This is a genomic window from Faecalimonas nexilis, assembly GCF_059731825.1.
The window spans coordinates 693,989-708,256 of the sequence record NZ_AP029189.1 but is presented as its reverse complement, the minus strand read 5'-3'; the positions used below and the strand labels follow the sequence as shown (position 1 = coordinate 708,256).

The 14,268-nt window shown below is 42.9% G+C and carries 14 protein-coding genes; all 14 read right to left on the bottom strand.

The window, feature by feature from the left end; all coding sequences use genetic code 11:
* Window positions 1-41: 41 nt before the first annotated feature.
* The 14 genes from AC6I5B_RS03450 to fabK all read right to left on the bottom strand — a co-directional run bounded on the left by AC6I5B_RS03450 (window position 42) and on the right by fabK (window position 14,253).
* Window positions 42-1,931: an ABC transporter ATP-binding protein gene (locus tag AC6I5B_RS03450; protein ID WP_173691651.1), complete on the bottom strand. Its 1,890-nt coding sequence runs from the start codon at window positions 1,929-1,931 to the stop codon at window positions 42-44.
* A complete protein-coding gene (locus AC6I5B_RS03445; protein ID WP_156555873.1) occupies window positions 1,924-3,657 on the bottom strand; it encodes an ABC transporter ATP-binding protein in 1,734 nt (577 codons plus the stop codon). The genes AC6I5B_RS03450 and AC6I5B_RS03445 overlap by 8 nt, the downstream gene beginning before the upstream one ends.
* Window positions 3,650-4,165 (bottom strand): MarR family winged helix-turn-helix transcriptional regulator, encoded by a 516-nt coding sequence (locus AC6I5B_RS03440; RefSeq protein WP_497773624.1) that lies wholly within the window; start codon window positions 4,163-4,165, stop codon window positions 3,650-3,652. The genes AC6I5B_RS03445 and AC6I5B_RS03440 overlap by 8 nt, the downstream gene beginning before the upstream one ends.
* Before the next feature lie 100 nt (window positions 4,166-4,265).
* Window positions 4,266-4,826 (bottom strand): phosphodiesterase, encoded by a 561-nt coding sequence (gene yfcE / locus AC6I5B_RS03435; protein WP_156555875.1) that lies wholly within the window; start codon window positions 4,824-4,826, stop codon window positions 4,266-4,268.
* A gap of 66 nt (window positions 4,827-4,892) precedes the next feature.
* Window positions 4,893-5,339 (bottom strand): MarR family winged helix-turn-helix transcriptional regulator, encoded by a 447-nt coding sequence (locus AC6I5B_RS03430; protein WP_004612155.1) that lies wholly within the window; start codon window positions 5,337-5,339, stop codon window positions 4,893-4,895.
* A 41-nt stretch (window positions 5,340-5,380) separates the two neighbouring features.
* Window positions 5,381-6,442 (bottom strand): NAD(P)H-dependent flavin oxidoreductase, encoded by a 1,062-nt coding sequence (locus AC6I5B_RS03425; protein WP_497773623.1) that lies wholly within the window; start codon window positions 6,440-6,442, stop codon window positions 5,381-5,383.
* Between the two features lie 19 nt (window positions 6,443-6,461).
* Window positions 6,462-8,150 (bottom strand): acetyl-CoA carboxylase carboxyltransferase subunit alpha, encoded by a 1,689-nt coding sequence (locus AC6I5B_RS03420; protein WP_497773622.1) that lies wholly within the window; start codon window positions 8,148-8,150, stop codon window positions 6,462-6,464.
* Between the two features lie 30 nt (window positions 8,151-8,180).
* Window positions 8,181-9,521, bottom strand: a complete 1,341-nt coding sequence (locus tag AC6I5B_RS03415; protein WP_497773621.1) for an acetyl-CoA carboxylase biotin carboxylase subunit — start codon at window positions 9,519-9,521, stop codon at window positions 8,181-8,183.
* A gap of 8 nt (window positions 9,522-9,529) precedes the next feature.
* Entirely contained in the window at window positions 9,530-9,958 is a 429-nt protein-coding gene (gene fabZ, locus AC6I5B_RS03410; protein ID WP_497773620.1) for a 3-hydroxyacyl-ACP dehydratase FabZ, read from the bottom strand.
* Between the two features lie 22 nt (window positions 9,959-9,980).
* On the bottom strand, window positions 9,981-10,400 hold the full coding sequence (gene accB / locus AC6I5B_RS03405; RefSeq protein ID WP_497773619.1) for an acetyl-CoA carboxylase biotin carboxyl carrier protein: 420 nt from the start codon (window positions 10,398-10,400) through the stop codon (window positions 9,981-9,983).
* A 10-nt stretch (window positions 10,401-10,410) separates the two neighbouring features.
* Complete coding sequence (fabF, locus tag AC6I5B_RS03400) at window positions 10,411-11,649, bottom strand: beta-ketoacyl-ACP synthase II (protein WP_497773618.1); 1,239 nt, start codon at window positions 11,647-11,649, stop codon at window positions 10,411-10,413.
* Between the two features lie 18 nt (window positions 11,650-11,667).
* On the bottom strand, window positions 11,668-12,408 hold the full coding sequence (gene fabG / locus AC6I5B_RS03395) for a 3-oxoacyl-[acyl-carrier-protein] reductase (RefSeq protein ID WP_022250009.1): 741 nt from the start codon (window positions 12,406-12,408) through the stop codon (window positions 11,668-11,670).
* A complete protein-coding gene (fabD, locus tag AC6I5B_RS03390) occupies window positions 12,390-13,322 on the bottom strand; it encodes an ACP S-malonyltransferase (protein ID WP_173691644.1) in 933 nt (310 codons plus the stop codon). The genes fabG and fabD overlap by 19 nt, the downstream gene beginning before the upstream one ends.
* Complete coding sequence (gene fabK, locus AC6I5B_RS03385; RefSeq protein WP_156556053.1) at window positions 13,315-14,253, bottom strand: enoyl-[acyl-carrier-protein] reductase FabK; 939 nt, start codon at window positions 14,251-14,253, stop codon at window positions 13,315-13,317. The genes fabD and fabK overlap by 8 nt, the downstream gene beginning before the upstream one ends.
* Between the last annotated feature and the right edge of the window lie 15 nt (window positions 14,254-14,268).

Genomic DNA, 14,268 nt, shown 5'->3' with positions numbered 1-14,268 from the left:
TTCTCCTAAGTCCTTTCTTCTATTTTTCTGTCACTACTCCTCTATGATAATTCCAGTTTTCCTGTATACAACTGATAATAGGTTCCTTTCATCTGAATCAGATCTTCATGATCCCCACGCTCAATGATCTTTCCATGTTCCAGTACGATAATCGCATCACTATTGCGGATAGTCGATAATCTATGTGCAATTACAAACACGGTACGACCTTTCATAAGATTATCCATACCTTTTTGCACGATACTCTCTGTTCGGGTATCGATACTTGATGTCGCTTCATCCAAAATCAGTACCGGTGGATTCGCAACTGCTGCTCGCGCAATCGAAAGAAGCTGTCTTTGTCCCTGGGAGAGTTCCTCTCCATCACCACTTAATACTGTATCGTATCCATTTGGGAGCATTCTGATAAACTGATCTGCATGAGACAGTCTTGCTGCTTCATACACCTCTTCATCTGTCGCATCCAGCTTTCCATATCGAATATTTTCCATAATTGTTCCTGTGAACAAATGTGTATCCTGCAGTACAATGCCAAGCGAACGTCTGAGATCATCTTTTTTAATCTTTGTAATATTAATTCCATCATAACGGATCTTTCCGCCCTGAATATCATAGAAACGATTAATTAAATTCGTAATTGTCGTCTTTCCGGCTCCTGTGGAACCAACAAACGCAAGTTTCTGTCCTGGCTTTGCAAACAGACTGATATCCTGAAGAATAACTTTGTCACTGTTATATCCAAATGTGACATCCTCAAAGCGGACATCTCCTTTTAGCTCTGTGTAAGTAACTGTTCCGTCTGCTTCATGCGGATGTTTCCATGCCCACATACCAGTTCTCTCTTTGCACTCTACAATATTTCCCTGTGCATCTTTCTTTGCATTGACAAGCTCTACATATCCTTCATCCATTTCCGGTTCTTCATCAATCAAGTTAAAAATACGTTCCGCACCTGCCAGTGCCATTACAATCGAGTTGAACTGCTGCGCTACCTGCATGAACGGCTGTGTGAAACTCTTTGTAAACTGCAGGTAAGACGCCATCACTCCAAGCGTAATTCCTCCAACTCCCTGAACAGATAAAAATCCACCGAGTACGGCTGTCAATACAAACTGAAGATTTCCGATATTTCCAATAACCGGTCCCATCATGTTTGCAAACGCATTTGCATTTGCCGCGCTTTCGAACAGCTGCTCATTCAGCTTGTCAAATTCTTCTTTTGATTTATTTTCATGATTAAACACTTTTACGACACGCTGTCCATTCATACGTTCTTCTACGTATCCTGTCACATCAGCAAGTGCAATCTGCTGGCGAACAAAGAATTTCCCACTGTTTCCACCGATTTTCTTTGTCACTAACAGCAACACACCAATCATCACAACCGCAAGTACAGTTAGTAACGGACTTAAAATAAGCATAGAAATAAATGTTACTATGATTGTAAAAAATGACATCAATGCCTGCGGAATTGACTGATTGATCATCTGTCTCAATGTATCTGTATCATTTGTGTAAAGACTCATAATAGAACCATTTGTATTCTGGTCAAAGTAGCGAATCGGAAGCGTCTGCATATGCTCAAACATGTCATCTCTGACTTGCTTTAACACACCCTGACCAATCGTTACCATCATTCTTGTATACACAAAAGTAGAAACAACTCCCACTAGAAAAATACATCCCAGCACCGCCATAGCCTGATATAATTCCGCAAAGTTTGGCTGCTTTTGTCCGATCAACGGAATGATAAAATCATCCAATAAAAATTTCAAGGACAACGATACTGATATAGATGCCACAGAACTTAATAAAATACAGACAAACACAATAACAAACTGCACTTTATACATTCCTGTTACATATTTTAGGAGACGTTTTGCTGTCTTTGCCGTGTTTTTAGACACTCCGGATTTTTGATTCTTACTCATCGTCTCCACCTCCTTTTACTTGTGACTCGTATACTTCTCTGTAAATTTCATTTGTTTCAAGCAATTCTTTTGAAGTTCCGATTCCGCTAATGCGGCCTTCATCTAATACAATAATCTGATCTGCATCTTCTATAGAAGAAACCCTCTGTGCAATGATAATTTTCGTTGTATTCGGAATTTCTTCCCTAAATGCTTTTCGAATCAATGCATCGGTCTTTGTATCAACCGCACTTGTCGAATCATCCAAAATTAAAATCTTTGGTTTTTTCAGCAATGCCCTTGCAATACAGAGACGCTGTTTTTGTCCACCGGACACATTGTTACCGCCTTGCACGATCATCGTATTATATTTATTCGGAAACTCCTGTACGAAACCGTCTGCCTGAGCCAATTTACAAACTCTTTGTACCTCTTCGTCGGTTGCATGTTCGTTTCCCCAACGGATATTTTCATAAATTGTCCCTGAGAAAAGAACATTTTTCTGTAATACCATGGAAACCTGATCTCGCAGCGCCTCCAAATTATATTCTCGGACATCAATTCCGCCTACTTTTACACTTCCACCTGTCACATCGTAAAGTCTTGGAATCATCTGAACAAATGTTGATTTTGCACTTCCGGTTCCACCGATAATACCGATTGTCTGACCTGATTTAATGTGTATGTTAATATTTTTCAAAGACAGGTTGCCACCTTCTCCTGCATAACTAAAGTCTACATTTTCAAAAGATATGGAACCGTCCGGAACTTCTTTTACTGCGTCTTCTTTATCCTGCATCTCCGGAACTTCTTTTAACACTTCTTCAATACGATCTGTAGATGCCTCTGCAATCATAATCAAGACAAACACAAAAGTCACCATCATCAGTGACATCAAAATCTGCATTGCATACACCATAATACTTGTCAGTTCGCCGGTCTCCATCGTCTGGAATACAATATTGCGTCCCCCCAGATACACAATCAGCAATACTACGATATACATCGTAAATTGCATCACCGGAGAATTCCATGCTACAATTTTCTCCGCTTTTGTAAACAGGTTATACACAATTTTTGAAATTCCATGAAATTTTTCAATCTCATGATCTTCTCGTACATATGCTTTCACAACACGGGAAGCATTGACATTTTCCTGCACAGAATTATTCAAAATATCATATTCGTCAAACACCTTTATGAAATGCGGATGCGCTTTCTTCGCAATAAAAATGAGCGCGCCTCCTAAAAGCGGAATCACTACCAAAAACAACAGCGCAATCTCTACATTGATCGTGAGTGTCATAATCCATGACAGAATCACCATAATCGGCGCCCTCGCCAAAAGACGGATACTCATCATATATGCCATCTGCACATTTGTAATGTCGGTTGTCATTCGGGTCACCAAACTCGGTGTGGAGAAATGATCAATATTTTTAAATGAAAAATCCTGTATTTTATAAAAAATATCATGTCGCAGATTTTTCGCATATCCCGCTCCTGCTATTGCAGCAAATTTTCCTGCCAGCACACCAAACCAAAGCGCAAGCATTGCCATCACCACGAGAATCACACCCATTTTTACAATGTATCCTAAATCTCCTTTGGCAATTCCCACATCGATAATTTTTGCCATCTGCAATGGAATCAAAACTTCCATAAACACTTCCAGGATTACGAAAAGCGGTGCCAGTACAGATTGCTTTTTATATTCTCGAATCGATTTTAGTAATGTTCTATTCATTGTTTTCGTTTTCCTCCTTTTTTTCTGATTGTTTTGTCTCCGTCTGTGCAAGATTGTCAAACATCTTCCACAATACATACATGCACATCGAAAATTCTTCTTCTGAAATTCCTTTCGTCAGCCGCTTTTCCATAACGCGTATATTTTCCAGAATCTCTGCTCGAAGCGCCTCCGCCTTTTTGGTCGGTACAATCGTCTTAAGTCGGGCATCTTTCTCGGAAGATTCTCTGTAAATAAAGCCGTTCTTTTCCATCAGCTGAAGAATACCGGTTGCCGTTGATTTTCGTATCTGAAATTCTTCTTCTACATCTTTTTGGTAAATCTCTCTGTGCAACGTCTCCAATAGAATGAATTTCAATACATGCTTTTGCATCGTTGTAAGTCCGTCATCTCCACAAGGTATAATATTCTGACGTTTTAAGCGATGTGATAACATATGAATCAACTTTCCTGCATGAACCTTTTGTCTTTGTCCGTCTGTTTCCTGCACATCTTCACTTCCTTTCATTAGTTAGTTTCCTAACCTTTAACAAGTATAATGAAAGAAAATTTTATTGTCAAGAGAAAAGATATTCATATTTTCTTTTTTGTTCTCTTTATACTTTCCCTTACTCTTTCTCCATCATTGTGATTGACACCTTTTTATAGGAATCTCCCTCTAAATTCTTCCATGTAAATGTCTCATCTTCCATAATCATATAACTATGCTCCGAATCCTCTTTTGGGATAGATACAGAGCCCGGGTTCATATAAATAATATTGCCAACGGTTCGATATGCTGGCACATGAAAATGTCCGTTTAACAAAATATCACCCGCTTTCAGCATCGGAAGGTGTTCTGCGTTAAATGTATGTCCGTGTGTGGCAAATATCATGCGGTCTTTTACATATAAAATACAGTACTCTGCCAAAACCGGAAATTCCAATACCATCTGATCCACCTCTGTATCACAGTTTCCACGGACGCAAAGAATGTCTTCTTTGATATCATTCAACATCTGAATCACTTTCTTTGGATTGTATTCTTTTGGCAGATCATTTCGCGGTCCGTGATATAAGATGTCCCCCAGAAGCAGCAACTTATCTGCTTTCTCTCTCCGATAGGCCTCAATCATTTTCTCACAATAAAATGCAGAACCGTGTATATCTGATGCAATCATAATCTTCATATTCTCTTCTCCTTTTATACAAACTTAGGCGATACTATATTAGCATCGCCTCATTTCTTATTTTCTTTATTCTCGTTCATGATAGTTCCGGAAAAACTCTGATAACCCATTTAGTGTCTTCAATAATACCGGGATCTCTTCTTCTGTCAGTTTATCCACAACCGCCTGTGTCATCTGCGTATGGAAATCTTCGTGATGTCGATACGCCTTCTCCCCCTTCTTTGTCAGTCTGATATAGACAACACGCCTGTCCTCCTCACTGCGAATTCGGACTGCATATTTTTTATTCACCAGACTGTTCATAGAAGTTGTCAGAGAGCCAACTGTAATATTGAGCTTTTTTGCAATCGCAGACATGTTGTTACCTTTGCCTAATCCGATTGCTTCTATAATGTGCATATCATTATTACTGATGTCTTTATATTCCTCCGTAATAATTGCTTTTTCTTCCAGTTCCCAGATCTCATTGAACAAGTGAACCAATATATCATTGATCGTCTCATAAGCATTCACGTTATTCTCTCTCCTTCAACCAGAATATCTTTCCTTTTCTATTATACACATTCTTGCATCAAATTCGCAATGACTTCTTTTACAGTTTCTATTTTCTCTGCTCGATAAGCATTTGCACCACAGAACAGCAACCCCTCTTCTGTATTTCCTTTCGCCGCTTCTATGAGCGCTTTTGTGATACAATATGGGATTTTTCCAGGATCACATTTTGCAAGACAATGATAGCATCTTCTTGGAGGTATGTTCTCACCTCGCAGCACACTCTCAAGCATTGTATTTTTGATCGCTCTCCCCGGCATACCAACCGGACTTTTCACAATTACAATATCTTCTTTACAAGCTTTGATATACGCTTGTTTATACCGGATATCTGCGTCGCATTCTTCTGTCGTGACAAACCTTGTTCCCACTTGTACTGCCTGAACTCCCAAATTCAATACATGTTTCACTTTTTGCGGTGTGTCAATCCCTCCTGCCACCGCAATCGGAATCTTTGTGTCATACTTTTTCGCATAACTATCGACTGTCTTTTGAATGTTTCCGATCTCATGGGCATATTTTTCATCTGTATAATACGAAAGTTCTTCTTCTGAAAAACCAAGATGTCCGCCGGCTTTTGGTCCTTCAATGATCACCATATCTGCCGTTCGTCCATATTTTCTATCCCAATATTTTAAAATGACATTTGCTGATTTACAGGTAGATACAATCGGAGCAACCTTTGTATTACTTCCTTTTACATAGGCAGGCAGATCTACCGGAAGTCCTGCGCCGGATACAATAAGATCGGCTCCTGCCTCCACTGCTGCACGGACATATTTCTCATAATCTCTCATCGCAGTCATAATATTGAATCCTACTATTCCATCTTGCGCAATACTTCTTGCTTTCCGTAATTGCTTCTCTATTGCCCGCAAATTCGCTTCCAACGGATTTCCTTCAAAATCCGGCTCCGAAAAACCAATCTGTGCCGCAGAAATCAGACCAATCCCGCCTTCTCTTGCTACCGTTCCAGCCAGATTTCCCAGACTGATTCCAATCCCCATACCGCCCTGTATCACCGGAACTTTTATTTCTTTTTCTCCTAGTTTAAACGAACCCATCCTTTTCCCTTCTTATACGTTAGTATTTTCGAAAACGCGCATATCGATGTTCCATCAATTCTCCCTCTGTCATATTGGAATAGACACCAAAAAACTGTCCCATATAAATAGAAAGCCTTTCACAGACCCTTCCCATCCGATCCGCTGTCAAATCTGACTCTTCAAAAATCACGCGCTCCACAACACCCATCTGTTTTAAATCTTCTGCTGTAAGGCGCATGACCTCCGCAGCCTCCTTCGCCTTCTTGCTGTCTTTCCATAAAATAGAAGCAAATCCTTCCGGTGAAAGGATGGAGTATACGGAGTTTTCCAACATCCACACTTCATCTGCCACTGCCACGGCAAGCGCTCCACCACTTCCACCTTCTCCAATTACAATCGAGAGCACAGGAACTTTCAACCCAGACATTTCAAATAGATTTCTCGCAATTGCTTCTCCCTGACCTCTCTCTTCTGCCTCCAGACCGCAAAATGCTCCCGGCGTATCTACCAGACAGATGATTGGGCGACCAAACTTCTCAGCCTGTTTCATTAGACGAAGTGCTTTTCGGTATCCTTCCGGAGAAGGCATTCCAAAATTACACTCAATATTTTCTTTCGTTGTCCTTCCTTTTTCCTGCGCAATCACTGTAACCGGAATTCCCTGGAACTTTGCAATTCCACCGATAATCGCCTTGTCATCTTTATAATAGCGGTCTCCGTGAAGCTCTATAAAATCCGTAAACAGACGTTTGATATAGTCACTTCCGGTCGGTCGATCTTTTCTGCGAGACAGTTGAACACGCTCCCACGCAGACATCATCTTCCTTTCTGCCTCTCCTTCATTTTCCTCCTGCTGCCTTTCTGCAATCGGAATGTCTCTTTTTTGATGCATGGAAAGAATTTTTGAAAGTACAGCCTTCAATTCTTTTCGCTCTACAATCCGGTCAATAAATCCATGTTCCAGTAAAAATTCAGAGCGCTGAAATCCTTGCGGGAGTTTTTGTCCGATTGTCTGCTCAATGACTCTTGGACCCGCAAACCCGATCAATGCCCCAGGTTCTGCCAGAATCACATCCCCAAGCATTGCAAAACTTGCTGTCACTCCTCCGGTTGTGGGATTTGTCAACACCGAAATATAAAGGAGCCCTGCATCACTGTGCCGTTTCAATGCTGCCGACGTCTTTGCCATCTGCATCAGCGACACGATTCCTTCCTGCATTCTCGCTCCACCTGAGCATGCAAATAGAATTACTGGAAGTTTTTCCTCTGTCGCGCGCTCAACCATACGCGTGATTTTTTCTCCCACAACTTCTCCCATACTTGCCATAATAAACCGGCTGTCGCACACACCGATTGCTGCTTTGATTCCATGAACCAAAGCGCTTCCAGTCAAGACAGCTTCATCAAGTCCTGTCTTTTCCTGCAGCATTTTAATTTTCTCTTCATAGCCTTTATAATGCAGAGAATTCCTTGTCCCCAGATCGGTATTCCATTCTTCAAAACTTCCTTCATCCGCAACCATCTCAATTCTATGACGTGCATGAATCCGAAAATAATTGTGACATTTCGGACAGATATAGTCTGCATCTTTTACGTCCTGCGCAAAAATTGCCGATTTGCAGGCATTACATTTTTTCAACAGTCCTTCCGGCACTTCCGGCTTTTTGGAGCTGTTTTCTGTAAGCGAAATATAAGTATTCTTTTTAAACATGTTTTTTAGTCTCAACTGTATCACCTGCCTTTTTTCTATCCTTTATCAACACATCTTTTCGGAAATGAATTCAATATCCACATTTCCTGCCTGATAATCCGGATGATTCATAATTTCATACTGATAGTCCACATTCGTATCGACCCCCTCGATAATCACTTCTCCGAGCGCGCTTCTCATCTTGGAAATCGCCTCTTTTCTGGTCTTTGCATACACAATCAGTTTTGCGAGCATGGAATCATAATACGCCGGCACTTCATAGCCATTATAGACAGCTGTATCAATCCGAACTCCTTTTCCGCCCGGAAAATACACATCTGTGATCAGCCCCGGCGATGGACGGAACTGCTCTTTTGGATTCTCCGCATTGATCCTACACTCAATCGCATGTCCCCCAATCCTTACATCCTGCTGGCGATAGGAGAGTTTTTTCCCTGCCGCGATACGAATCTGCTCCTTGATCAGATCAATCCCTGTCACACATTCTGTGACCGGATGCTCCACCTGAATTCTTGTATTCATCTCCATAAAATAAAACTGCTCATTTGATTCCAGCAAAAACTCAATCGTTCCCGCATTGACATAATGTGCTGCCTTTGCTGCCTTTATTGCTGCCTGCCCCATCTTCTCACGAAGTGTATCTGAAATTGCTGCCGACGGAGATTCCTCTATCATTTTCTGATGATTTCTTTGAATGGAACAGTCTCGCTCCCCAAGATGAATCACGTTTCCATAGCTGTCTGCCAGAATCTGAAATTCAATATGGCGGGGATGCTGTACAAAATGTTCAATGTACATGGTGCCATCTGCAAATGCCATCTCAGCTTCTTTTTGTGCCGTCTGAAAACTTGTCTCAAATTCATCTGCATTGTGGGCGACACGCATTCCTTTTCCCCCTCCGCCAAGTGCGGCTTTTACGATGACAGGATAACCTATTTCCTCTGCAATCTTTGCTCCCGTCTTCGCATCATATATCGGCTCCTTACTTCCGGGAATGACCGGCACCCCTGCTTGGATCATCGTGTTTCTCGCCTCAGCCTTGTGCCCCATTTTGCGGATGACATCCGAATTCGGTCCGATAAAAGTAATATGACATTGCTCACAAAGCTCCACAAACTTGCTGTTTTCCGACAAAAACCCAAATCCGGGATGAATCGCATCTGCGCCTGATACAATCGTCGCACTGATGATCTGTTCCATATTCAGATAACTGTCTTTTGACGGTGCCGGACCGATACAGACCGCCTCATCTGCAAGCTGTGCATGCAGCGCTTCCGCATCCGCCTCTGAATAAACGGCAACGGTCTCAATTCCCATCTCGCGGCATGCCCTTATAATGCGCACTGCAATTTCTCCTCTGTTGGCAATTAACACCTTTTTTATCATTTTCTCACCTATCCAATCATAAATGTCAATTCTGCGCTGACTACTATTTTCCCATCTACACTTGCTACCGCTTCACCGACTCCGACCGGTCCTTTTTGCCGAATAATCTTCGTCTCCAGCTTCACCTTATCTCCGGGTACAATCTTTCCTTTAAATTTGCACTTCTGAATTCCTCCGAAATATGCAATTTTTCCACGATTCTCTTCTTTTGCAAGAATTGCAACTGCGCCAACCTGCGCCAACGCCTCCACTGTCAGCACACCCGGCATAACCGGTTCCTGCGGAAAATGTCCGGCAAAAAAATCTTCTCTGTATGTGACACATTTATATCCTGAAGCAAACACACCCGGCTCATAATCCTCAATGTAATCCACCAAAAGAAACGGATGTCTGTGCGGAATGATTTCCTGAATCTGCTTTGTACTCAAATACCTCATACGTGATCTCCTCTTCTCAACTCTATCCAATGCGGAACAATGGTTGTCCATATTCCACCATCTGCCCATTTTCCACCAAAACTTCCTTGATTTCTCCTGTGTATTCACTCTCAATCTCATTCATCAGTTTCATCGCCTCCACAATTGCAAGTGTCTGACCGCTTTTCACCTGATCACCAACCTGTACAAATGGATCCGCATCTTCTGAAGGGGCGGTATAAAAAGTTCCAACTAACGGAGACTTTACCACATACCCCTCTTGTTTTTCTGCCCTTACAGGTGCTTCCGGTATCGGAAGTTCTTCCTCCTGATAAACAGTTACCGCTTTTGCGAAACTTTCTTTTTGCAAAGATAGCTTTACGCCCTTTTCTTCATATTTAAAACTATTCAATGCGGACTTTGACACCACATCAATCAATTTCACAAGCTGTTCAAATTCCATATTTTCACACCTATCCTTCATATTTCTTGACAAGCAGCGTCGCATTATGTCCGCCAAATCCCAAAGAATTACTCATCGCATAACGAATCTCTTTCTCAATCGGCGCTCCGACTGCATAATTCAAGTCACAATCTGCCTCCGGTTCTTTTGTTCCCATTGTCTGATGAATAAAACCTTCCTGTATCGCTTTTACACAGACGATCAATTCCACCCCGCCTGCTGCTCCAAGCAAATGTCCAATCATTGATTTTGTAGAATTAACGATGACATCTTTTGCCGCCTCACCAAATGCACTTTTAATTGCATACGTCTCGAACAGATCATTGTGATGTGTGCTCGTGCCATGTGCATTGATGTAGGCAACTTCTTTTGGCTGTATCCCCGCTTCTTCCATCGCAAGCAGCATCGCTTTTGCCGCACCGCTTCCATCTTCTGCCGGAGATGTAATATGGTAAGCATCCCCTGTTGCACCATAGCCGACAAGTTCTGCATAAATATTTGCTCCTCTTGCCTTTGCATGCTCCAGCTCTTCCAGTACAACGATTCCAGAACCCTCCCCAATCACAAATCCGCTTCGGTCTTTGTCAAACGGAATTGACGCCCGCAACGGATTTTCCTCTGTCGTAAGCGCAGTCAATCCGGTGAACCCTGCCACTCCAGTCGGGCAGATTGCACTCTCAGTTCCTCCTGCAACCATCACATCTGCATCGCCATATTGAATGGCACGAAACGCATCTCCGATGGAGTTTGTCCCTGATGCACATGCGGTTACAACATTCGTACACTTTCCTCGTGCTCCTAATTGTATGGAAACATTCCCTGCTGCCATGTTAGAAATCATCAGCGGAACCATTAATGGATTGACTCTCGAAGGACCCTTTTCCATAATCTTTGTATACTCTCGCTCCACGACCTGCAGACTTCCGATTCCGGATCCAACCATCACTCCCACACGGAACGGATCTTCTTTTTCCATGTCAATTCCCGCATCCGCAAACGCTTCTTTTGCCGCAGCTACCGCGTATTGAGAAAACGGTTCCATACGTTTTGCCGCTTTAAAATCCATATGATCCTTTGCCTGAAAATCCTTTACTTCCGCAGCGATCTTTACTTTATACTCTGAAGTATCAAATTTTGTGATCGGTCCGATTCCTACTCTTCCCGCTCTGATACTGTCCCAAAATTCCGTCACACTGTTTCCGACTGGGGTGATCGCCCCCATTCCTGTTATTACAACTCTCTTTTTCATGCGCTCCTGCTCCTCCTTTTAAATTACCATTCCACCGTCTACATGAAGCACCTGCCCTGTAATATAGCCGGCCTCCTCCGACGCAAGAAATGCTGCCGCATTTGCCACATCTTTTGGACTTCCAAATGTTCCAAGAGGAATTTTCGCCTTTGTCTCTTCCTTCACCGCATCTGAAAGAATCTCGGTCATCTCAGTCTGAATAAATCCCGGAGCAATCGCATTTACCGTAATATTTCTGGATGCAAGCTCTTTTGCAGCAGACTTCGTCAGTCCGATCAGCCCGGCTTTGGACGCTGCATAGTTTGCCTGTCCCACATTCCCTGCAACGCCTACAACCGAAGACATATTGATAATTCTTCCCTGACGCTGTTTCATCATATATCTTGATGCGAACCGGATACAGTGAAACGCTCCCTTCAGATTCGTCGCAATCACATCATCAAACGCCTCCTCTGACATTCTCATCAGCAGACCATCTTTTGTGATTCCCGCATTATTCACAAGGACATCAATTCTTCCATATTTATCCACAATCTGTTTGATAAATGTCTCGCATGCCGCAAAATCAGCCACATTACACTGCATAATTTCTGCATTTCCTCCATGCTCCAAGATTTCACGCTTCACTTCTTGTGCATGTTCTTTTGAACCGTTATAGTTAATGATCACAAACGCACCTTCTGATGCAAATCTTTCCGCAATCGCTTTGCCGATTCCTCTTGATGCCCCTGTGATGACCGCTATTTTCCCCTGTAACATATATTTTCTCCTATCTTTTCCACATCTTCCCACTCACTGACATGGAAAACCTTCACTTCTTTATTGATTTTACGTATAAATCCTGCAAGCGTCTTGCCCGGACCAATTTCCACAAACATATCCACACCGTCCGCAATCATTTGTTCCACACTTTGCTGCCATCTCACAGAAGAATATACCTGCTTCTCCAAAAGAGGTTTCGTATCCTCAATATCTGTGACATACTGCGCAGTCACATTTGTAACATATGGTCTTTCCAGCTCTTTGAACGAAATTCCCTCTAAAACTTTTCCTAATTTTTCTCCTGCTTCTTTCAAAAACGGCGAATGAAATGGTCCGCTTACATTCAGTAAAATCGCTCTTTTAGCGCCACTGGACAACAGCGCCTCATTTGCTTTCCGAACCGCTTCCGCCTTTCCGGTAATCACAATCTGTCCCGGACAATTGTAATTTGCAACAAATACATCTGGTATCTCCTCTAAGACAGCCTCTACCGCCTCTCCTGACATTCCAAGAATCGCTGCCATTGCCCCGACTCCCAAAGGTACTGCCTCCTGCATCAAAATTCCTCTCTGCCTTACCGCCATAATAGCATCTTGGTCATTAATTCCTCCTGCCATCGCCACGGCACAGTACTCACCAAGACTTAATCCCGCGGTCACATCCGGTCTGATTCCTTTGCTTTCCAACACCCTCGCCATCGCAAGACAGGTAGCTACAAGCGCTGCCTGTGTATATTCTGTCCTGTCAAGCTTCGCATTTTCTTCAAAACAAAGTTTCCTCATATCAAGCTGCAATGCTTCCGTTGCCATATCGTAAATGTATCTTGCCACTTCACTATTTTCATAAAAATCTTTTCCCATGCCAGCTTTCTGTACGCCCTGCCCCGGGAAAATAAATGCTGTCTTACTCATAAAAGCCGGTTCCTTTCATCAATGAATCTGTCTCCCTCACCAGTTTTTCGATCAGTTCCTTGCAGGTCATCTCTTCTTTGACCATTCCTGCAATCTGACCTGCCATCACACTCCCGTGCACAACATCGCCTTCTACCACTGCCTTTCGCAGACCTCCAAGCGTAAGCAGCTCCAATTCTTCAAAAGAGGCTCCTTCTTTTTCCAGACGAAGATACTCTTTTGTCATCTGGTTGCGAAGTGCACGCACCGGATGACCGGTTGTTCTGCCTGTCACTCTCGAATCAATGTCCTTTGCCTTTAAAATACATTTTTTATAATTTTCATGCACCTGAGACTCTTTTGTCACTACAAAATGTGTTCCCATCTGAACTGCTCTTGCCCCCAGCAGAAACGCTGCGGCAATTCCTCTTCCATCCGCGATTCCTCCGGCTGCGATGACCGGAATCGAAACCGCATCTACAATCTGAGGCACCAGAACCATCGTCGTATTCTCTCCGATATGACCTCCGGCTTCTGTCCCTTCTGCCACAATCGCGTCTGCCCCACAGCGCTCCATCCGCTTTGCCATTGCTACCGATGCGACAACCGGAATCACTTTCACCCCCGCAGATTTCCATATCTGCATATATTTTTCAGGATTTCCGGCCCCCGTCGTCACAACAGGGACTCCTTCCTCGACAATAATCTTTGCCACCTCGTCCGCATTCGGACTCATAAGCATAATATTCACACCAAATGGTTTGTCTGTGAGTTTCTTCACTTCTCTGATCTGCTCGCGCACCCATTCTGGCAGCGCACTTGCTGCTCCAATCAGTCCCAGACCTCCGGCTTCTGATACGGCGGCGGCAAGATGATATTCTGCAACCCAGGCCATACCACCTTGAATAATCGGATATTCAATTCCTAATAATTTTGTGATTTCTGTCTTCATCATCTTGTTCCTTTT